Origin of the sequence: Bordetella tumbae (assembly GCF_965139195.1) — a bacterium.
Taxonomy (GTDB): Bacteria; Pseudomonadota; Gammaproteobacteria; order Burkholderiales; family Burkholderiaceae_B; genus Bordetella_A; species Bordetella_A tumbae.
This window is the reverse complement of record NZ_CBCSJH010000018.1, coordinates 79,838-100,713: the sequence shown is the minus strand read 5'-3', so window position 1 is coordinate 100,713 and position 20,876 is coordinate 79,838. Positions and strand designations below refer to the sequence as shown.

Here is a 20,876-nt window from a genome sequence, read left to right as displayed (position 1 = left end):
GGTTCACTCCCGAGACTGGCCGATGCCACGCAGCTCGGTCTGCAGCGACATGGTGTCCAGACGGTCGAGCGGCAAGGACAGGAACAGTTCGATCCGGCGCTTGAGCATGCGAGCCGCGTCATGGAAAGCCTTCAGGCGCTCTTCGTCGTTTCCCTCGCGCGCGGCGGGATCAGGCACACCCCCATGCGCCGTCGTTGGATGACCGGGCCAGACGGGACAAACTTCACCAGCGGCGTTGTCGCACACCGTGATGATGAAGTCCATTTTCGGTGCATCAGGGGCTGCAAACTCGTTCCAACTCTTGCTTCGATAGCCGTCGGCCGGCAGCGAATAAGACTTCAGGGTAGCGAGAGCGAGTGGGTGGACTTCGCCTTTAGGTGTACTGCCGGCGGAATACGCCTGAAAGCGATCACCAGCCAGGCCTTTGAGCAGCCCTTCAGCCAGAATCGAGCGGGCGGAGTTGCCCGTGCAGAGAAAAAGCACGTTGAAAGGGGGGGGCGACATGGAAGTTCCTAGCAGCAACGAGTGGGGAAAGTGGTTGTCGGAGCGCAGCAATTGGCTGGCGCTGAGGTTTCGATCGATGGCGAACAGCAGGCGGACGTTGCAGACTCGTTGGCAGACGCACCGTGCGATTCGCCATAGACGGGAATGGCGCCCGGCGTGTGGAAGTGCTCCCATGCCAACCCCTGGGGATCGGTGATCCAGTACTTGTCGCTGCGGGCGTAGCAGCAGGAGGTCTCGCCTTGGTCTTCCAGGACCAAACTCGCAGCCTCCGCTCGGGACTTCAATACGATGAGCTCCTCGGCGCTCTCGGTCTGAATGCCGAAATGGTCGACTCCGTGGCCAGCGCCACGAGTCGATATCGCAAAATTTACGGGAGGGTCGTCGAGCATCCATTTTGCGTAGTCCGATTCGACACGGGCTGGCTCTCGGGCGAACAACTGGGAGTAGAAGCTGACGTTTTTTTCGAGGTCATCGACATGCAAATGGACATGAAAGCGCTTCATCGAAAGCTCCTGATTAGCAGGTCGAGCAGCCGCCTGGGTCGGAAACCTCGCAGGAGGCTCCTTCGCAGCAGTGCTCCGTGAGATATCCAAGCAATCCATTCATCTGAGAGAAATCGGCGCGGTAAATCAGGTTGCGTCCTTGTTGCTCGACATTGACCAGGCCGGCGTGCGCGAGCTCCTTCAGATGAAAAGACAGCGCGTTACGGGCCACGCCGAGTTGATCGGCCAGGACACTGGGGGTAAGCCCGGGAAGGCCGGCCACCACCAGAGCGCGGAACGTGCGCAGCCGCTGGGGGTGAGCAAGGCCTGAGAGGGCGGCAATAGCTTGGGTTTCATTCATTATTCAATAATACAACGTTTATTGAATTAAAGGAAAAAATTCTTTCGATGAAGCCGCTAGCGCATTGGCTAGCTCATCGAGTGAGGTATGACAGGACTTGATGACTTGTCCATACTCTTTCGATACGGCCCGATGGGTATTGATGCGCAGTCCGGGACGTCGCACCGCAACTGCTCATTGACGAGGATGCAGGTATCAGGCTGTATGAACCGAGGACTGGCGTGCGGTCACCACGGTCAACACAGCGCAGCTCGCCAGCAGCACTGCACTTGCGATGAAGGTACTGCGATAGCCGCTGTAGTTGAACAGCAGGCCGCCGACTGTGGAGCCCAGCGCGATCGACATTCGTGACGCTTTCAAGGAACGGCCGCACGTAGGTGAATAGGCCGAACTGCCTCATGAACAGCAAGCTGCTGGCCAGCATGCCTACGGCGACGCTTGGACGTTTGAACAAGCTGAACACCTTGAACGCGTTGCTGATGCCCGGGGCGTGTGCCGCAGCGGGCATCGAGGTAGAGTTTTCCACTGCCAGGCCAACGTGATCAGTGATATCGGCACTATTCGGTCGCGAAGACGTGATATTGCGGGTATCAGCCCAACTCGAACGGGCGGCACCCTGGCGGGGGCGCAAGCCGGCATTCTGAGACCGGTAGAGGCACGAAGCACGCCAGTTCCTCCCGTATTGGAAGGCCGTGAGTTTCTGCCCTCATTTGGGATGGAGGCGCGGCTGTTCAACTCAAGAATGCCATGATGCCCTGGTCGCCCCTTTCTTTTTTCCTTGAACGTGTGACAGCGGTAACGTCGCGCGTCAGGCTTTCCAGGCCTCGGGGTTGCGCAGGTTCGGCGGGCGCTCGCCTGCCAGCACCGCCACGATGCCTTGTGCGCACTGCAGCGCGGTTTCCTTCAGCGCCTCGACGGTCGAGCCGGCCATGTGCGGCGTGAGCACGACGTTTTCCAGTTCGGTCAGCGGATGGCCGGGCGCCAGCGGTTCGTTCTCGAAGACATCCAGCCCGGCGCCGGCCAGCCGTTTGCCGCGCAGGGCCGACACCAGCGCCGCTTCGTCGATCAGGCCGCCGCGCGAGGTATTGACCACGATGCCATGTGGGGGCAGCCAGGCCAGCGACTCGCTGTTCAGGGTATGGCGGGTGTCGGGGCGCAGCGGCCGGTGCATGCTGACGACGTCGGCATGCGCAAGCAGGTCGCGCAGCGTCGGCGCAACTTCGACGCCCTCAATGCCTGCCGGATCGGCGCTCGGCGACCAGACGCGTACCCGCATGCCAAAACCGCCTGCGGCCATGCGCGCCACCCACTTGCCGGTATGGCCATAGCCGATCACGCCCAGGGTCTTGCCCGATAGCGAGTAAGTATCGTGGTGGTACTTGAAGCGCCAGTCGCCGCGGCGTGTGGCGACGTCGGCCGCCGAGGCCTGGCGTGCGGTGGCGAGCATTAGCATCATCGCGTGCTCGGCCACCGCCTGGACGTTGGCTTCGGGGGTGTAGACCACCGGGATGCCCCGCTGCGTGGCGTGCGCAACGGCTACCGCGTCGGTGCCGGTGCCGTGGTTGGCGATGACTTTCAGACGCGGCGCCCGGTCGATCACCCAGTCGGGCAGCGCATCGCGGATCAGCACGGCGTCGGCCTCGGCGATCTCGGCGGCCAGTGTGTCGAGATCGGGCGCGCTGGCCAGACGAACTTCCAGACCGGCCGCGCGCAAGGCGTCAGTGCCGGCTTCGTGTATGGGTTGGGCGATGAGGCAGACAGGCATGGATGCGGGGGCTCTGTTGTCAGGTTCCGACACGCAGGGCAGCGGCTAGCTTGCGCAGCGCTGCCACCGCCGACAGCGCCGTGATGCGGCCGGTCTTCGGGTTTTCGCTGGGCACGTTCTGGATCTCCATGCTCAGCATGGCTTCGTCGGCGTCCACCTCGATGCGGTGGATATTGCGCGAGATGGTCGGATCGGCCCAGATCTCGAGGATGGTGCGATCCGGTCCAATACCGGCCAGCGACAGCGAGACCGCGACGTTGAGGTTGGCCGGGAAACCCGTGGCCGCCTCGCGCGCCGTGCCGGTATAGATGCGTGTCGGTTCCTTGATGGCGTCCAGATCGATGCCGTGCTGCACCACATAGGGTGCGCCGGCGAAGCCGATCGGCGGCTTGCGGCTGACCATGCGTACGGTATTGATCTTGCCTTCGGCGGCGGCGGTGACGGCGTCCAGCCCGAGTAGTGCGCCGGTGGCCACGATGATCTGGCCACCGTGCTCACGGGCGAGCTCGACGAGATCCTGGTTCATCAGCAGGGCGCCGCTGCTCAGCACCAGCAGCTTCTTGCCGGCTTTGAGCACTGGCGTGGCGATCTGCGGCAGCAAGGCGGCCGGTGCGCATTCGACGACCACGTCACAGTGATTGACCAGGTCGTCGATATCCGTATAGACCGGCGGCGTGGCAAACGCGCAGGCTGCCTGCGCCTTGCCGACATCGCGCACGCCCACCGCGGCCAGGCGCAGTCCGGGGATGCCGGCATCCAGTTTGCGGGCTATGGATTTGCCGATGGCGCCGAGGCCGGCGATGCCGACACGAATGGGTTGTGCTGCGTGCATGGATGACTCCTGAAGCTGGATGAAGCAATGAGGGGGCAAGGCTACGTAAAAAGGCGGGAGCATGCAAAAGATTAATTCTGCCGGCTGTCATTAGCAGAAGTAATAGCGGCGCTGCGCGCCGTCCCCCAAGGGGTGTGTCCGCCTTTCTGGCGCCTGTGCAGGCTCACACGCTGTCGTCCAGCCCATGCTGCGCGCGCGTAGCGCCGGCCTGCTCGCCCAGCCATTGCCGCACCGCCTGCACTGCGGGTGAGGTGTCCTGTGATTCGTGGGTGAGCACGTAGTACTCGCCCGCGCTGCGAACAGCCGGCAACCAGGCCGCGGTCAGGTTCGTGGACTGCTGGCGGGCGTAGTGGTAGATGAGCTCGGGAACCAGCGCAATGCCCATGCCTTCGAGCGCCGCCTGCATCGAGATGAAGAAGTGACCGAACTCCGGGGCGTCGGCGCGCGGATGGAAGGCCAGGCCGTGGGCTTGGAACCAGTCTTGCCAGGCCCGCTGCCGGCTGACGGTGTGGATGAGCGGATACTGCAATACATCGGCGGCCGTGGCGATCGGCGGACCGGCCGCCAGCAAGGCCTGCGAGGCCACTGGCACCAGTGCGTCGGGGAACAGCGGGTCGGCCACGATGCCGTCCCAACGCTCGGTCATGACGAGATCGATATGCGCGCGGTCGCGGCGATAGCTGCGCCCGGGCAGCTTGCCGACCCGGATCGCGACATCCACGCCGCCGGCATGCAGGTCGGCTGGTTCTATCGAGGTCATCAGGCGCAGGTCGATGTCGGGGTGCAGCGAAGTGAACGAGGACAGGCGCGGCATCAGCCAGACTGTGGCCAGCGTGGGCATGGTGGTGAGCGTGACGGTTTCGCGGGCTCCGCGCGCGACGATGCGCGCAGTGGAGCGCTCGAGGTCGTCGAGCGCCCGCCGGGCCGACGCGTAGAACTGCCGGCCGGCTTCGGAAAGATCGAGCCGGCGGGCGTGCCGCTCGAACAGCCGCACGCCCAGGAAGTCTTCGAGGTTGCGCACCTGCTGGCTGACCGCGCCCTGGGTGAGCGAGAGTTCGCGGGCGGCCTGTGTGAACGAACCCAGCCTTGCCGTGGCCTCGAAAGGCCGCAGCGTTGTCAGTGGAGGAAGGCGTCGACGCATCGATCATGGACCATGCTGCGGGAAGAACCTGGGATTCTACTGCGGCGTGATCCCGGCCTCTTTGATGACTTTGCCCCACAGCGCGTATTCCTGCGCCATGTAGGCCTTCATGGCGGCCGAGGGCAGGGGCATGGCGTCGACGCCGCGATCGCCCAGCGCCTTGACGATTTCCGGGTCGGCCAGGACTTGCACGAGCGTGTCGCTCAGCCGTTGCAGCACGTCGGCGTCGACGCCAGCTGGTGCCATCAGGGAAAACCACGTGCTGACTTCGTATCCCGGCACGCCGGCCTCGGCAAACGTGGGCACATCGGGCAGGAGCGCCGAGCGGGTCTTTTGCGAGATGGCCAGGGGCAGCACCCGCCCGCCGCGGATCTGCGGCAGCGCCGTGGCGACCGGTTCCATCATCAGGTCGACCTGCCCGCCCACGAGGTCAGTCATGGCGGGCGCGCCGCCCCGGTAGGGCACGTGCATCATCTGCAGTCCTTGGGCCAGGTTGTACTGGGCCATCTGCATGTGCTGCGAGGTGCCCGGCCCGGCCGAACCGTAAGTAAGCAGGTCGGGTCTGGCCTTGGCCGCTGCGTGTACGGCGGGCAGGGTGCTGTAGGTGTCCTTGCGGCCGGTGATCAGTACGCTGGCGACTGAGGCGATGCCGCCCACCGGCACCAGATCGTCGAGCGGATGGTAGCCGGCGTTGGTGTTCAACTGCGGCACCACCGCCAGGGTACTGGCCGCGCCCAGCAGCAGGGTATAGCCGTCGGGTTTGGCGCGTGCGGCCTGGCTGCTGCCGATCGCGCCACTGGCGCCGGGGCGGTTTTCTACCACGATGGAGGTTTCCAGGGCTTCGCCCAGTTTTTGCAGGACGGGACGTGCGATGGTGTCGTTGATGCCGCCCGCGGGGAAAGGCACGAGCACCGTGATGGGCCGCTCGGGATAGGCGGCCACGGCGGCCGTGCAGGACAGGACGGCGGCCACCGCCAGGATGGCCGAAGCGCAGGTGCGTGGGATCGGCGCCGCGGGCGCAATACGTGAGCAGAACATGGACTTCCCCTTGATTGTTTTACGCACTGGTCTTTCCGGTGCGTTGATGCCAGCCTACTGTGGCGCAGCAAATTCATTCAAACCGTTTTTTTTGGCATGGGCATTAGCCAGGCTAATCACCTGCCCGGATGCGCGGACGAAGGTGCCTGCAGGGCCTCGACCAGATAGTCGATGAACATGCACGTGTGGGCCGTCTGGTTGCGCTGGCTGGGGCGAGCGACCATTTACTGGCGGTAAACTCCTTCCGCCTGAGTGTGTGGTTCTTTCAAGGAAGCAAGTCGATGACTCTGAACTTCGAAGCCTTTGCCCGACTGCGCCCCATGATGCCAGTTCAAGCCTTGATCGAGGCGGCCGGTGACGCCTGGAAGGCGCCGACACCCGAGGATGAAGGGTATGTGGGCTACAAAGGCGCAGATGGGATGCCGGTGTGCAGCGCGTATCTGGACGTCGAGAATCGGCTGCACAAGATCAGTTTTTACCGGACTTTCCCCGGAGACTTGGTACTGGATGGCGTCTCTATCGGAATGCCAGTAGAGGCCGCGCTCGCCGCCAGGCCTGGCATGCGCCCCATTGATGGCGACGAAGCAGAGGAGTGGGCGCAGCGCAAGATCGCCGTCTATCGGGAGACGACCGCCGCCGGTGATGTCATGGAACTGCGGGCGAAGGAGGGTCGTTTACTGGTCATTGAACTATCACGCCCCGGGTTAGCGACGCCCGAGCGTCCGTACAAGTACGCCGATCCACGCCTGACACGGGCTTACAACGTTTTTCCCGGCGAGCTGACGCCATTGCCGGTCACCGAGAGGGCGGCTCTCTGGGGTAACGGATGGTGCCTGGGTCGGCCACCAGGTATCTCCGCGGCGCAATGGCCATTGAGCGAGACCTATGGTCACCCATTGCGCCATGCGTTTACCTTGCGGGTTCCGGAGGACTACCGGGCACAAGGTTCGGAGTATGTCGCCCTCAGTCTGTTCGTGGATGAGCAATTCGTCGAATTGAAGAGCCTGGCTCGACTCCCGGAATTCACGTCGTCATCAGGGCGCGACGGTATTCCGGCTGGAGGTGGCCTGGTTGAACAACCGCATCACCACCGACATCCGCGCAGCTACAAGATGCGCGATGTTCTCGGATGTGAATACGCCGTCCTGTGGCTGACCGAGGCGGAATTCGCCGGTCCGTTAGCCTCGCCACCGGATATGACCGAGTATCCGTGGCTGCACGGGACGCCGCAGCCGAGTTGGCGTCTGGGACAATCGGCTCCTGACTGGCTCTCGCGATCACAACCGGACATGGCCAGTTATGGGGCGGGATCGGCCCGCCCGATCACCATTGAAGAACGCGAGGATCCCAACGCCGGCAAGCCGGCACGAGAATGGGAACACGAGAATCAGTGCAGTGGTTATGTGCCGGCGTTCAGCGACCAAGGCCAAGCGTTGGGATTGGATAGGTTTCAGGAGACGCCCCATCACCTGGGCGGCACGATGATCCCGGTGCAAGGCTATCCGCCATTCAGTCCGTATTATTTCGAATTCGGGGAAGAGCTCGCCTGCTTTAACTTCGGCGGTGGCGTGGGGCAGGTGGACTTGGAGCAGATGAAGATCGATTGGGCTTGCGGGTGAGTCGCAGTCTGATCTAAACGCCTTGGCCAGGCACGATGCGATTATTGCCGCAGGATCTTTTCTAGCGCCTTCCCCTTGGCGAGTTCGTCCACAAGTTTATCCAGGTAGCGGATCTGCTGCATCAATGGATCTTTGATGTCTTCCACACGAATCCCGCACACCACACCTTTGATCATCGAACTGTTGGGATGTAGGGCTGGCGCTTGGGCGAAGAATGTCCTTAAATCGTTTCCTTGTTCAATCTGCTGGCTCAGTTCGGCCGGATTGTATCCAGTCAACCAGCAGATCACCTGGTCCACTTCCTCTTTCGTCCGACCCTTACGCTCGGCCTTTTGAATGTACATCGGATAAATCTGTGCGAACTGTGTTGTGAAGATTCGTTCGTTGCTCATTATCATTCCTCCGATGGCTCGGGCCGATGTGCGGGATGCACTCGTGCCTGATTCGATTTGGCTATGTACCATTTGGGTCGCAAATATGCCGCAGCGAATAGTTTACGACTCGCATCTACATCACTCCCCACTCGCAAGTCCAAAAAATACCTATGAAAGGCACCCGCAACTCTCTGTCTTCGCTGCGCATTTTCCTCACCGCCGCCCAGACCCTGAATTTCAGCCGAGCGGCTGAAGCCCTGAGCCTGACCCAGAGCGCGGTCAGCAAACACGTGGCTGCTTTGGAAGGCCGCCTGGGCACGGCCCTGTTCAAGCGTATGCCCACAGGATTGCGCCTGACCTACGCGGGCGCCTTGTACCTGGAACGCGTGAGTGCGGCTGTACGCCTGATCGATGAGGCGGACGCCCTGGTTGCAAATCCCATGTCGCGCGTCGCCTTGAACGTTGCGGTGTCTCCATCGTTCGCACAGTTCTTTCTGCTGCCCAGGCTGTCCGAGTTTTTTGATTCGCACCCCGAGATCCGGGTCAACATACGCCCCCGCCTGCTGCATGGGCGTGAGCGTTCAGAACGGTTCGACGCTGAAATCCAGCTCCATACCGGCTACGTCTCAGGCATGAGCGCGCAGTATCTCTGCGGCCGCGAAATGACGCTGGTCGCCGCGCCATCGCTGTTGAAGCGCCATCCTGTCCAATCCGTGGATGACGTGACCCGGTTGCCGTTGCTAAAGCGTGCTCAGCGCGGCTATGGTTGGGACGAATGGAAAGCCGATGTGGTGCCGTTGTGGACCGGACCTGACGCCACAGCGCCCGAATACGAAGGATTTTCGATCTTGCTGCCGGCCGTGTTGAACGGATTGGGTGCGGGAATCATGCCCCTGTGTATGGTGCTGGAACAACTGGACTCCGGTCAGCTGGTCCGCCCGTTCGGAGAGACAGTCGAAGGCCGCTACGGCTATCACCTGATGCAGCCGCGCCCCAATGTTGGCGGCCCGTACTGCCAGGCTTTCTGCGATTGGGTCATTGCGCAGGGCCAGAGCCTGAATGCGCAGGCTCGAAGCCGTGCAGGGCTGGCGTAGCGGCCGCCACGCATGCCGACTGACGGCATTCCGGATTGGAATATCCCATGCTCATACTTCCTTTGCCCAGGGCAGGAGCAGCCACCACAATGACATGAAATTATTCATGGATCACCCAAAAAATCATGTTCAAGTGGAAAAAACTGCTGGCCGCCCTGGCCGTCCCCGCGACTCTGGCAAGCGCGCAAACGGCATCAGCTGCCTATCCCGATAAGCCGATCAAGATCGTCGTGCCGTATTCGGCCGGCGGCAGCTCCGACGTGGTGGCCCGCGCCATCAGCGATCAACTAAGCGCCCAACTTGGCCAGTCCGTCATTGTCGAGAACCGCGCCGGCGCAGGGTCGATGCTGGGCACGGCCTACGTATCCTCCGAAGCGCCCGACGGCTATACCCTGCTGTTGGCCGATGTGCCGTTCACCATCGTTCCCGCGCTGTACAAGGACCGCGTGAAATACGACGCGAAGATTGACTTTGCGCCCATCACGCTGCTGGGCTTGTCACCCATGTATCTGTTCGTCAATCCCAAATTCGAAGTACAGGACGTCAAGTCCCTGGTCAATGCGGCTGCCGCCAAGCCGGGAACGATTTCCATGGGTTCTGGAGGTAATGGATCCTTGACCCACTTGATGGCCGAGCTGTTCATGCTGACCACCAAGACCGAGTTCGCGCACATCCCGTACAAGGGCGCGTCCGCATCGGTCAATGACTTGGCAGGCGGTCAGATCGAAGCCAGCTTTACCACCATGGCCACGGCCGTAGCGCTGTACCAGAGCGGGAAGATCAAGCCCATCGCCGTGTCCTCCCCCACGCGCCACGCGGATACGCCTGATGTCCCGACCTTCGAGGAGCTGGGCTACCACGGCCTGACCGTGCAAAGCTGGTGGGGCCTGGTGGCACCGGCCGGAACACCCGAGGATGTACAGAGAAAGCTGTCGGACGCGATGACTAAAGTCATGGAGTCCGAGCCCGTCAGGCAACGGCTGGCCAGTGTGGGCATGGATCTTCCGCCGGATACCAGCGCCGCTGCCCTGAAAGCGCTATTGGCACAGGACTTCGGACGCTGGGCCGATGTCGTGCAGCGCGCCAATATCACTTTCGAATAACACGCTTTGCATGCGTCGCGCGCATCGCAGCGCGGCGCCGGAGACACAGATGACATCCTGGCAACAGGCGGCTGCCGACGACGCGGCCCTGATGAACGATTTCCAAACCATTTGCCGTTTTGGCGGACGTTTGTCCGGCACCGGGCAGGATGAAGCAGCCATGGAGTGGGCGCTGACGCGCCTGCGGGAGGTCGGACCCGACGTCCGGCGGGTAGCAGTGCCCTATGATGGCTGGCGCTGTCTCTCGGGCAGCCTGACCTTGCTGGGCGACACGCCCGTAAACCTGGAATGTGTTCCCCTGCTGCGTTCGGCATCGACGGATGCCCTGGGGCTGGAAGGCACCGTTCTGGACTTGGGGGCCGGCCGCCAGGAAGATTTTGAACGCGCGGGCGACGCCGTGCGCGGCAAGATCGTGCTGGTGCGCCATGAGTATCCGTTTTCCAAGGGCCACGTACATCGCCGCCGCAAATACGACATGGCGGTGGCGCACGGCGCCGCCGCCTTTCTGATAGCCAATCCCTTGCCTGGCGCGGGCCCTTTATCCGGATCGTCAGGGCGGCCCCGCGATGGCGCAGGCATCCCGGCGGCCTATATCGACCACGAAGGTGCCTTGGCATTGTGCGCGCAGCCTCGGGCGCGTGTGCGTTTGCTTATTCAAGGAGAAGAACTGCGGGATTCGATGGCCTGCGCCGGCATCCTGGATCTGCCCGGCGGACGCGACAGCCGGATCGTCATCAGCGCGCACATGGATGGCCATGACTTGGGAAGCAGCGCGCTGGACAACGCCACGGGCGTCGCGGTTGCGCTGGCGGCGGCGCGCATCCTAGCCGGACAGCTGGGACCCGGCACGCCGGGGCTGCGTATATGCTTTTTCACGGCTGAAGAGTGGGCGCTGGCGGGTTCGGCACGATATCTGGCCGACATGGCAGCCACGGAACGCCACGCTTTGAAGCTCAACATCAACCTGGACACCGTAGCGGGCGATGACACGCTATGCGCGCTGATCAGCGACTATCCCGCGTTGGCGGGCGTGGTCGAGAGTGCCGCCACGCGGGCTGGCGTGCCGGTGTCGCACTGGCTGCCCTTCATGCCCAACTCGGACCACGCCAATTTCGCGAGGCACGGCATTCCCGCACTTCGCCTGGTGGCTGGTTTTGACAAGCCTCAATCGTGCGTACGTCACATCCTGTCGCGTGGCGACGTCCCGGACATTATCCTGGAGGGCGAAATGCGCAATGCCCTGGCGGTGACCTGCGCGATGGCGTCGCTGGCGTTGGGTATGACCGACCAGGAGCTGGACGCGTTGAAATCAGGGTCGACCTGCCCCCGCATCTAGGCCATCGGGCGAGGCCTCGCGCTCCATAGGCGCCCATCGAGTTCGCGGGCGGCCGCCTGCTTGCCCACGCGGAAAACCCACATAGTTCCCGCCCCTTGGCGAAATGACATCGGCGCCGTGATGTCTAGGAGCGTGCTGTCGGAGTGGAGGAGGCCCGTGTCAAAGGTGCAGTGTCTTCCGTAGATGTCGTCGAGGTTGTCTTGGCTCTCTCCTTGACCCGTCATCTGCGCCTTCTAGCGACATAATTCGGCGTACGCGTGGCGGTTCTGACTGGAAGAGGTGTCAAGGGCGGGACCGGAGGCCGCAGCCCGGAGCAAGGCGTACGGAACGGGTGAGGATGCCGGTCATGGTAGAAACAAAAAGCCTTGGAACACGTTGTGTTTCCAAGGCTTTTTCATCCGGAATTTTGGTGGAGCGGAGGAGGATCGAACTCCCGACCTTCGCATTGCGAACGCGACGCTCTCCCCGAGAGCGAACGCTTGAATGGCCTTTACTCGTAAGGCTTGACAGGCGCAAGGTCGGGAGACTCGCTAGACGTGGTGACAGCCCGGTGACAAATCTCTGGAGATTTGTTCATGCAAACACTACACGACCCAAACCCGCAAGCAGTGGACCGAGCGTCTAAGGAGGTCGAGCGCCACCTACTCGCTTGCAAAGCGGCAAGAGGAGTCACGGTCTATTTTCGTAGGGCCTGGCGCTGCGATCGCGCTCATAGGCCTTGGGTTAAACCGTTTTACCGTTCGGTACGTTGTGCGGGAGTGTGGCTTGTTGCTGTATGGGTGCCGGCATGCCTACTGTGATCTCTCGAGGCGACAAGTTCCTGGCTCGGGCTCGCGCAGCAGGACAGGCAGCAAGCCGCAGTTTCCATGATAAGAGAGCTGCGCTACGCTGGGCTCTGGCAACAGAGGACGCTATGCGGGCTGGCTTGTATCAACCAGAGCAGACTGCGGCCGTCATGACGCTGGCCAAGGCGCTTAGTCGTTACCAGCGAGACATCAGCGCTCGCAAAAGGTCAGCCGACAAGGAGGCATCAATCATCCGAGCCTTGGCCTCGGCCTCGATAGCTGCAAAGCCGTTGGATCAAGTACAGGCGTCCGACGTGACGCAGCTAAGGAATAATCTTGCGCGAGACAAGGCCCCGGCTACCGTAGCGCGCCACCTGGCTGTGTTGGGTCATGTGTTTCAGGTGTCCAAGTTGGATTGGGGTGTGCCGTGTGGCAATCCTGTGCGCGACATTCGTAAGCCGACCATACGCAACCAGCGCGACCGTCGTTATCAAGAGGGGGAGTTCGAGGCGGTCATCGAGGCCAGCGATAGCGCAGTTCTACCTGCCGTAGCGGGCTTGGCACTGGCGACCTGTATGCGCTTGGGCGAAGTCGTGAACCTGCAATGGCGTTACGTCGATCTGGCTGCCAGCGTGGCGCATTTGGTGGAGACGAAGAACGGCTACGGGCGCGATGTTCCGTTGACGGCTAAGGCAGTGGAGATTCTGAGGAATCTACCGCGTACAGGTGAACGCGTGTTCAATGTGAGGGCTGATGCTATGAGTAAGGCATGGAGTCGTGCGGCCAAGCGTGCTAGGGCAGCATACGAGGCGCAATGCAAACGCGAAGGCGTGACGCCTGATCCTGATTGGCTTGTGGGAGTTCGGTTCCACGATAGCAGACATACGCGGGTTTCCGAGCTGCACGAATTAGGCTTGAGCCTGGGCGAGATTCAAGCGATTAGCGGACATCGAACACTCACCCAATTGGCACGGTATAGCCATGTTCGCGCGTCGCACTTGGTCAACAAGCTAGCACAACTCGAAGGGGGCATGCCATGAATGATACCGCTATCGCGGCCATGGGCCTGGAGACGCTCTTGCATGTGTGTCGTTGTTCACTACCGCCAGAGGCGGAGTCCCCCCAATTCATACGTTATTTCTGGCCTATTGTGCGACTACGTATTCACAAGATGTCCAAGGGGCCGGGTTTACAGCTTGCTTACTCATTGAGGGATAACTGATGCTCTGGCATTACACAACACATGTGCGCGCTGGGCGAATACTGGAGTGCGGCGAACTGCGCCCAAGGGTTGCAGCGTACAGCCTACCGGGGGAGCCCCCTCTCTTATGGTTCTCCGCTCGCCAAGACTACGAGCCTACCGCGCTAAAGATTTTCGAGCAGGGTAATCAACGAGGTTGTATGACATTCAGCGAGCAACTTGCTCGATTTGGATTGGCTCGGTTTGGGATTCCAGACGATTACCCCGATTTAATGCGGTGGAAAGAGGCGTGTCAGTACTCCGGCATAGGGAGGGATGAGAGGCGTCAGATGGAACTGTATGGGCGTAAGTTGGGTGCTGATAGAGCCAATTGGTTTGCAATAGCAAGGCCAGTGACGACCGTTGATACTCGGTTCTCGCTATACCTGGACCACTGTTGGGTGAATTACACACTTACCGCGCTGTAATGCGCCGGGGCGGCGCAGCCGCTCCACCTTCAAGTTAGAGGATGTTCGAGATGACGACACTACTAAACCCGGGTGCAAAACCAAAATTGAACGGCGAAGGCGCGCTGACTTGGACACAGCATGTTCGACAGCCAGAGACACCGCAAGCGCGTTTCAGCCTGGAAGCCGCAGACGAACTACTGCGCACACTGCGCCGCCAAACAGTTGACAAGGCCGTGCAGCACTCGCTCAGAGACTTGAGCGACTTGCTAGATCAGTACCGGACAATGTGCACTGAAATTGCAGTGATTGCGAGTCTCGGGAAAGAGGACGCGAGCAAGTCATTAGCCAACATCGCTTGGATGGCTCGGCAGCATATCAAAGGATTACACAAGGATTTGGGCGAGCTTGCGGGTGAGACGTTCCGTCTCGGCTGGACGCTTGATGAAAACGCGAAAGAGCCGAAGCCTAATTTCCACGCTTGAGGGTAATCTCATGCCCTTTGAAAAGCACTTGCGGAGACTGTATCGGATGCGGGATCTTCCTGGGATCACCGGTCTGTCACGATCCGAACTATACCGGCGGATCAAATTGGGTACATTCCCACACCCAATAAAAATCGGACTTAGAGCAGTGGCGTGGTATTCCGCAGATATCAGTCGCTGGCTGGAGAGCCCCCTGACTTATCGCACTGTGGCCGACTCCGATAGCGAACCTGATTGACTTGCAGAGGGACAACTGACAAGAGGGCAAGTTGCGCGGTTCCGGTTGGCTCTTTCGAAAGAGCCAACACGCTAGCCACTTCCAGCGAGGTGCCTAGCGTGTTCTTTAAAAAACGGCAATCAGCAGGCTCGAATCCGAGCCTGCTGGCCTGCATTACATGCGCGGCATAGGTGCCATACGAAACGGCAGCGAACGACGTTGCCCGTTGAAGGTCTGGCCAGCCCATTGCTGCTCACCCTTTTCGAGGGTATGCAATTCGGCGGTACTCCAACCTAAGCGCCAAGCCGCCAGAAGTTCTGAATCAACATCAGTCCAGACTGTGTGGTCAGTGGGCCAGCCATGGCTGTCCAACATGCCTGCACGTTGCATGCGTTCAAGGTCTCGTGGCCGAAGTTCGTGCCATTGGTCTATTTTGAATTGGCGAACTGCTCTATGTAGGTGGTATTCATTCTCCGTCAATGGGCCGTGTTTACCAGCGAGCGCTCCACGCGTATCGAGGCGAGCCCAAGCGGTGTCGTATTGGGCATTTAGGCGGTGATCGAGTCCCTCAAGGTTGTATGTGGTGCCATCTTGCAGAATGCGCTCAAATGAACTCAGCACTAAGTGATAATTAGCCCGTTCAAAGTGGGGCTTTAGAAACTCTAGATCGCAGGCCCCGGCTTTGGCGAAGAAATTTGTAGAGTGCCATCCATAAAACGGTCGGCGTATGTCAGTTTCATGTCGATACGTGGACGAGCCCCACTCACGCTGAATGGGTTGGGCAGCGGATTCTATGCGTTGTACGACTCTTGCGATTTGCTCGGAGGGATCGATGCCGACAGCGCCCGTGGTCTGCTCTTTCGAGACGGCGTTATGCACAAGGGTGAGACACTGCCTTGTGTATGGAGCCCCTGTCTCTGGGTCCTTGCCTGTATCGCCCTCAAGGATGCGGATATCGAAACCTCGGCGACGGAGTTCGCGTCGAATATGAGGCAGCTTCGCACGGCCGCCTAGGTTTGTAAGCCATTCGGGATCGTCTAAGGTCAGCGAGTTCCAGGACCGGTAGTGCGCATCGAATGTTGCCCGTCGTACATTCATTTGTATCGCTGCCGCGGGGTTGATAGGGAAGTTGCTCTCGGGCGCTTGCCGCAACAGATCAAGAGTGGCGATGAGTTGTTGTTCGGTCATTTGCAGAGTTCCCATACCGGACCATTGAGGGTGATAGTGCGTTGCTCAAAATTTGTCCCTGGATATACGCCATGCCACATGCGAAGCAGGTCTAAGGCCTCGGGGTGCATGGAAAAATTCGAGTATTCGAGAAACTGAATGCCTGGGGTCCGACTGATTTCTGAGCCGGGGATGCGTTTCCATGCACTCATTACGCGGGACCAAGCGAGATGGCATACCTGAAAGCCCAGGCGGTATCGCTTGAGATCTTGCCCTCCGATGCTAGCCGGAGCACATTCCGAAGAATTCAAGCGTTGGACGGCCAGCGTTTCTGCTTGAATCGTTTGGACAAGGAGGGGAGACGCCTCTTCTTTGGCGCTGTTTAACGATCTGCGAGGCATGGTAGTGAACCCTTTGTGTCGCGTGTGTTTACAGAAGTGCTCATGCAAGCGACTGGGACTCTTGCCGTAAACATTGGCGTCAAATCCGCCGATGAGTGAGTCGAGCTTTTTCATTATTATTGTGTGTCCTCTGCGTGGTTGACGGGATTACTGGCTGTTCTCGGCGTAAATGCCGGCACTGATCGGAACTGAACCTACGAGGCCGCGGCCATAGAAGATCGGCACAGGATTTCCCTGCGGCACAGTTTGAGCGGGGCCTGAAAAGTATTGGCTGGCCTTGTTGTTTGCACCCTCACCCAAGTTGAGCTTGGGTTGTGGGCTCAAGAGTTGGGCAATGCCGCCAAGGGTGAGGCCGACTCCGACGCTCATCATGCCTGTAAGCAGCGACGAGCCGGCGGCTAGACCCAGCGGGTTAAACCAGGCGGTTGCGATCAGGGCAACGCCAAGGATTGTTTGAAATAGTCCGCCTCGTTTTGCGCCAGCGGGAATTGGTGCGATCCTGACGATGCCATCGCCGGGGGGCTCGTGAAGCTCTTCAGGCTTCGTGTGTAAGTTGACGCGACGTTTGCCGATCAGGACGGCGTAGCGGTACGCCTCATTGCTTATGTGCTTGTCGAAGCCCTCGATTTGGCTGCATAGTGCACGGATAGCCTCGGCGGGTGTGCTGACGTATAGCTTATGTTCGCGCCCGAACTTGGAGCCGAGGTCGCCGTACAAGCGGATAGTGCGTAGTTTTTCGGTGGGTTGGATGACTTCGCTCATTTGGGATTTTTCTCCTCTTGTGTGAGCAGTTTTGTGCAGGGTGACTAGCTGCGAATACGACGCCACGGGACGTAGTTTTTTGCGTAGGCCTCTACCTCGTCACGATCAAAAATGACGGTGTTGCCAACACGGTAAACGGATAGTGGAAGTCGTTCGTTCAATGCAGCGTCTTTGAGTGCGCCGATAGAACGATGTAGTACCTGAGATAGTTGCCGGTAACCGATGATCGGCCTCGGCGGCATGGTGTGAAGTGCTTTCACAATGGGCCCTTATTGACATAGTTATGGGGACTCAGTGATGCCATTATGAAACTACTTGCCGAGTAGGTCAATGTCTGCGTCGCCTGGGCTGTCCAAATGGTGGGCCGTCTGATGTTTGCACGTTCGTCAAAAGTCTGGTTGAATTAGCGGTGTCGATAATTAATGATAAGAACCTACGACATGAGAACCGTTTTTCAAACCTCCGAGCGACCGCGAGACTGTTATTTTGGTTGGGCTGAATTGGCTCGAGTCCTGGGCAGGCCTGAGGCATCCGTTCGTAACGCTCCCCCTAACTGGTTGGCCGCGATTCCGTGCTGGAAGGTGGCAGGCGTGCGTTGCTGGGAGACGGGAGAAATCGCCAATGCGCTTGCGGGATCGAAGCCTACGACCGTTCGCAACATAAACCGCTGGGACACCTGATTTGACGCTCGGTGCCTTCCGTTGGCATCGAGATATACGCCAGGGCGGCGCTGGTGCCTTGGCCGTGTTGGCGCTACCTGCGAGCGTATTGCAGAAGGCCTAAATAGGCGGATGATAAGGAAAAGTAGGCGGCGCTGGGCCGCTGCCAAAGAGAAAGGCCTGACGTCATCGGCATAACGTCAGGCCCTGAGCACAGCGGGAACAAATAACAGGTGTATTTTACCTCTGGGCTGGCGCTGTGGCTATCAATATGCCTTGTTTCATGAGGTCCTATGTACCAAAACAACAAGATCGGCATTGAAGCCGACACACAGGGCGCTGACAATGTTAGCGCCCTCACAGATAGCGGAAACGCTGGGCGGGAATTCGTGCGCTACTACCAGCGACAAGCGGAGAGTGCATGGCTTTCTATGCCAGAGGAAAACGCGGACAACATCCCATCCAATGCGTTGTTCCGTACTATCTGTGCGACCACGTATCAGAAGAATGATGAGACGGAGACCCCACCAAACGAGGTGAAATACCTCGCTGATTGTGCATGGTTCGATATTGATCGAGACGAACTCGGCGATGCTATCGAATCAGTTCAACGGTTCCTGTCCAAGTTGCAGGGGTACGGTGTAGACGTGGATATGTTGCGACTGTACGCGACAGGGAAAAAGGGCTTTCACGTCGAAGTCCCGCTAGCGTTTTGCGTTGAGAGCGGGTATGCGAATTTGCGAGACGATGAGCGGCGAATGTTGCCGAGCATTGTCGAAAAGTTTGCGGAATCGCTGTACGTGGACGGCCTCGACATGCGCGTTTACTCGGCACGCAAGGGCCGGATGTGGCGCTGCGTGAATGTGAGGCGACCGGACACGGGCACGTTCAAGGTGCAGATCAGTCGCGATGAAATCATGGCGATGACACCGGAGAGTTACCGCGCCTTGGTGGCGAGTCCCCGCGATACGTGGGCGCCAGAGCGATTTACTGAGGATGAGCCGCCATTGGGCGAACTCTGGGACGCAGCAGGCTCGAAGGCGATGGCCCGGGATACGGTATCGGCAACTGCAACGCCAGTCACTGGCGAGAAAGTCGCACGCGTGAAAAGCTTGTTGAAAGTGCTGCACCCTGACGACGAAGCGGATGGCGTGAGCAAGCATTCCCTGAGGTTACAGGTGCTACAAGCAGTGTATTTCGAGTTGGGCCGCGATGACGGTTTGGCTTTGGTGCGGGAGTGGGCCAAGCAGAGCGGCAGCAAGGAATTTTTCAAAAAGCGTGAATGGCAATCGATGTTTGATGCTTGCAGCGCCAAGACGGGCAAGGTGGTGGCGCTGGGCACTCTGGTTATGCGGGCGCGAGAAAAAGGATGGGTCGATCCGTATCCAGAGTTGAATCCTCTGGCCGATCTAAAACAGAATCCGGATGCGCGACCGAAGCTAACAGAGCTGGGGATGGCTGAATTCATCGCGGCGAAGTATTCGCATCAAATACGATTTGTCGAGGATGCGGGCTGCTGGATCGTGTGGGACGGCAAGCAGTGGAATTTCGAATCTGATGGCGCGTCGATTAATCCTCTGCTCAAGGTCGAGGGGCGGGGCTTGGTGCGGCATATCACGGCGGACATGGACGAGGATCGCGTGAAGGCTATTACATCGTTCGTGGCACGCATGGAAAAGGCGTCAACGGTGCGAGCGGTCAAGGAGTTGATGCGGGCGGAGTTGGCTCTGCGTGTTGGGTCTGGTCTGCTTGATGCTCAACCGTACCTACTCAACGTCGACAACGGCGTACTCGATCTGAAATCGGGCCAACTGTTTGCCCATGACCCGGAGTTGCTCCTGACACAACGAGCTTATGTTGCTTTTGACGCTGGCGCGCAGTGCCCAAGGTGGGAACAGTTTGTGAATGAAATTGCATGCGGCGATGCCGAGCTGGTGCGGTATCTGCAATGCGTGGCTGGCTATTGCTTGTCCGGCGATATTTCGCGACATGAAAGCTATTTCATGCACGGCGCTGGCGGCAATGGTAAATCGGTGTTTGTTGGCACTCTGCGCAAGTTGTTGGGTTCGTATGCGGCGACGTTGCCTGTTGATGCGCTGATGGTGAAGCATAAGCCAGGTCAGGCGACTCCTGATTTGGCGCAACTGCGCGGTGTTCGCATGGCGGTAACGTCAGAGATAGCGCGGGGGCAGCAACTTAATAGCGGGGTGTTCAAGGATATTGTGTCGGGTGACGCGATGTCAGTCCGGCTTCTCAATCAAAATCCTGTCATGTTGCGGCCAGTGTGCAAGGTAGTGATGCCCGGTAATTTTCTACCGACAATTTCCGAGAACGATCATGGCACTTGGAGGCGTGTCCGTGCGGTGCCATTCTCTGCGACGTTTACGGGGTTGGGCCGGGATATGCACTTAGAGGAAAAACTGGCACGGGAGATGGCCGGGATTCTAAATTGGTGCCTTGGCGGTTTCCAGATGGTGCAGCGACGTGAGATGCGGCTGCCGGCATCGGTCGAGAAAAAGACTTCTGACTATCGCGCATCGCTGGATACGGTACAGCGGTTCGTTGACGAATGCATGGTCGAGGACGAGCCGGGGCGCCAGAACGGAGGCAAGATAGAAGCGGCGGTATTGTTTCAGGTGTTCCGCGCTTGGTGCATTCGGAATGGACTCCCGTGCCCAAGTGGGCGGGTATTCGGTGAGGACATGGTGGATAAGGTGCCGAAAGTCCGCTCTGGGGGACGGGTCAGTTATCGCGGTTGGCGAATTTGGGACGACGTGGTGCCGGATTCGGTGCGGGAGAGCTGGACGGAGAAGGATGCAGCCGCAGCGATGGCGATAGCCGAAGACGACTAAAAGGCCGAGGCCGATCATCGCTCAAGTGATGCGTCGGAAAATTGGTGATAGTGGTGATAATTAATCCCTCAAAAAGTATGAAATCCTCATGAATAGATTATTAAAAAAAGATACCTTTTGGCGGGATTAATTATCACCACTATCACCAATTGGCGGGACGGCTAAGCCTTGATCGAGGCGGAAATCCAAAATTTTAGAAAATTTTACGAGCTCACGGCCCAACTCCACGGTCTCGCCCTCTGTGTTGGAATT

The 20,876-nt window shown here is 59.6% G+C and carries 20 protein-coding genes; 9 read left to right on the top strand and 11 right to left on the bottom strand.

Going from position 1 to position 20,876, the window contains the following annotated elements:
* Window positions 1-3: 3 nt before the first annotated feature.
* The 4 genes from ACNA0J_RS18310 to ACNA0J_RS18295 all read right to left on the bottom strand — a co-directional run bounded on the left by ACNA0J_RS18310 (window position 4) and on the right by ACNA0J_RS18295 (window position 1,692).
* On the bottom strand, window positions 4-504 hold the full coding sequence (locus tag ACNA0J_RS18310; protein WP_415820282.1) for an arsenate reductase ArsC: 501 nt from the start codon (window positions 502-504) through the stop codon (window positions 4-6).
* 8 nt (window positions 505-512) lie between these two features.
* Window positions 513-1,007 carry an ArsI/CadI family heavy metal resistance metalloenzyme gene (locus ACNA0J_RS18305; protein ID WP_415820281.1) on the bottom strand — a complete coding sequence of 165 codons (495 nt, stop codon included), beginning with the start codon at window positions 1,005-1,007 and terminating at the stop codon, window positions 513-515.
* A gap of 13 nt (window positions 1,008-1,020) precedes the next feature.
* Complete coding sequence (locus ACNA0J_RS18300) at window positions 1,021-1,347, bottom strand: ArsR/SmtB family transcription factor (RefSeq protein WP_415820280.1); 327 nt, start codon at window positions 1,345-1,347, stop codon at window positions 1,021-1,023.
* Between the two features lie 195 nt (window positions 1,348-1,542).
* Window positions 1,543-1,692, bottom strand: a complete 150-nt coding sequence (locus tag ACNA0J_RS18295) for a hypothetical protein (protein WP_415820279.1) — start codon at window positions 1,690-1,692, stop codon at window positions 1,543-1,545.
* A 53-nt stretch (window positions 1,693-1,745) separates the two neighbouring features.
* Here ACNA0J_RS18295 and ACNA0J_RS18290 point away from each other — a divergent pair, with 53 nt between their 5' ends.
* Window positions 1,746-1,889 carry a hypothetical protein gene (locus tag ACNA0J_RS18290; protein WP_415820278.1) on the top strand — a complete coding sequence of 48 codons (144 nt, stop codon included), beginning with the start codon at window positions 1,746-1,748 and terminating at the stop codon, window positions 1,887-1,889.
* Window positions 1,890-2,155: 266 nt separating this feature from the next.
* Here ACNA0J_RS18290 and ACNA0J_RS18285 read toward each other — a convergent pair whose 3' ends face one another.
* The 4 genes from ACNA0J_RS18285 to ACNA0J_RS18270 form a co-directional block, all read right to left on the bottom strand.
* A complete protein-coding gene (locus ACNA0J_RS18285; RefSeq protein ID WP_415820277.1) occupies window positions 2,156-3,112 on the bottom strand; it encodes a hydroxyacid dehydrogenase in 957 nt (318 codons plus the stop codon).
* Window positions 3,113-3,131: 19 nt separating this feature from the next.
* Window positions 3,132-3,944 carry an aspartate dehydrogenase gene (locus ACNA0J_RS18280; protein ID WP_415820276.1) on the bottom strand — a complete coding sequence of 271 codons (813 nt, stop codon included), beginning with the start codon at window positions 3,942-3,944 and terminating at the stop codon, window positions 3,132-3,134.
* Window positions 3,945-4,107: 163 nt separating this feature from the next.
* Window positions 4,108-5,085, bottom strand: a complete 978-nt coding sequence (locus ACNA0J_RS18275; protein WP_415820275.1) for a LysR substrate-binding domain-containing protein — start codon at window positions 5,083-5,085, stop codon at window positions 4,108-4,110.
* A gap of 36 nt (window positions 5,086-5,121) precedes the next feature.
* Complete coding sequence (locus tag ACNA0J_RS18270; protein ID WP_415820273.1) at window positions 5,122-6,150, bottom strand: Bug family tripartite tricarboxylate transporter substrate binding protein; 1,029 nt, start codon at window positions 6,148-6,150, stop codon at window positions 5,122-5,124.
* Between the two features lie 254 nt (window positions 6,151-6,404).
* Between ACNA0J_RS18270 and ACNA0J_RS18265 the strand changes: the two genes are divergently transcribed.
* Window positions 6,405-7,742 (top strand): DUF7256 domain-containing protein, encoded by a 1,338-nt coding sequence (locus ACNA0J_RS18265; RefSeq protein ID WP_415820272.1) that lies wholly within the window; start codon window positions 6,405-6,407, stop codon window positions 7,740-7,742.
* A gap of 41 nt (window positions 7,743-7,783) precedes the next feature.
* Here ACNA0J_RS18265 and ACNA0J_RS18260 read toward each other — a convergent pair whose 3' ends face one another.
* The gene (locus tag ACNA0J_RS18260; RefSeq protein WP_415820271.1) at window positions 7,784-8,134 is read right to left on the bottom strand and encodes a DUF2200 domain-containing protein; all 351 of its coding nucleotides are present in this window, start codon (window positions 8,132-8,134) and stop codon (window positions 7,784-7,786) included.
* A 152-nt stretch (window positions 8,135-8,286) separates the two neighbouring features.
* Between ACNA0J_RS18260 and ACNA0J_RS18255 the strand changes: the two genes are divergently transcribed.
* From ACNA0J_RS18255 to ACNA0J_RS18230, 6 genes are all read left to right on the top strand, one after another.
* Window positions 8,287-9,210 (top strand): LysR substrate-binding domain-containing protein, encoded by a 924-nt coding sequence (locus ACNA0J_RS18255; protein WP_415820270.1) that lies wholly within the window; start codon window positions 8,287-8,289, stop codon window positions 9,208-9,210.
* Window positions 9,211-9,335: 125 nt separating this feature from the next.
* Window positions 9,336-10,313: a Bug family tripartite tricarboxylate transporter substrate binding protein gene (locus ACNA0J_RS18250; protein ID WP_415820269.1), complete on the top strand. Its 978-nt coding sequence runs from the start codon at window positions 9,336-9,338 to the stop codon at window positions 10,311-10,313.
* A gap of 49 nt (window positions 10,314-10,362) precedes the next feature.
* The gene (locus ACNA0J_RS18245; RefSeq protein WP_415820268.1) at window positions 10,363-11,649 is read left to right on the top strand and encodes a M28 family peptidase; all 1,287 of its coding nucleotides are present in this window, start codon (window positions 10,363-10,365) and stop codon (window positions 11,647-11,649) included.
* 787 nt (window positions 11,650-12,436) lie between these two features.
* A complete protein-coding gene (locus ACNA0J_RS18240) occupies window positions 12,437-13,474 on the top strand; it encodes a tyrosine-type recombinase/integrase (protein ID WP_415820267.1) in 1,038 nt (345 codons plus the stop codon).
* Window positions 13,475-14,152: 678 nt separating this feature from the next.
* A complete protein-coding gene (locus ACNA0J_RS18235) occupies window positions 14,153-14,566 on the top strand; it encodes a hypothetical protein (protein ID WP_415820266.1) in 414 nt (137 codons plus the stop codon).
* Entirely contained in the window at window positions 14,526-14,804 is a 279-nt protein-coding gene (locus tag ACNA0J_RS18230; protein WP_415820265.1) for a helix-turn-helix transcriptional regulator, read from the top strand. The genes ACNA0J_RS18235 and ACNA0J_RS18230 overlap by 41 nt, the downstream gene beginning before the upstream one ends.
* A 153-nt stretch (window positions 14,805-14,957) precedes the next feature.
* Here ACNA0J_RS18230 and ACNA0J_RS18225 read toward each other — a convergent pair whose 3' ends face one another.
* On the bottom strand, window positions 14,958-15,971 hold the full coding sequence (locus ACNA0J_RS18225) for a hypothetical protein (protein ID WP_415820264.1): 1,014 nt from the start codon (window positions 15,969-15,971) through the stop codon (window positions 14,958-14,960).
* Window positions 15,972-16,498: 527 nt separating this feature from the next.
* Entirely contained in the window at window positions 16,499-17,113 is a 615-nt protein-coding gene (locus ACNA0J_RS18220; protein WP_415820263.1) for a tail assembly protein, read from the bottom strand.
* Window positions 17,114-18,065: 952 nt separating this feature from the next.
* Between ACNA0J_RS18220 and ACNA0J_RS18215 the strand changes: the two genes are divergently transcribed.
* Window positions 18,066-20,624 (top strand): DNA primase family protein, encoded by a 2,559-nt coding sequence (locus tag ACNA0J_RS18215; RefSeq protein WP_415820262.1) that lies wholly within the window; start codon window positions 18,066-18,068, stop codon window positions 20,622-20,624.
* The last annotated feature ends 252 nt before the right edge of the window (window positions 20,625-20,876 follow it).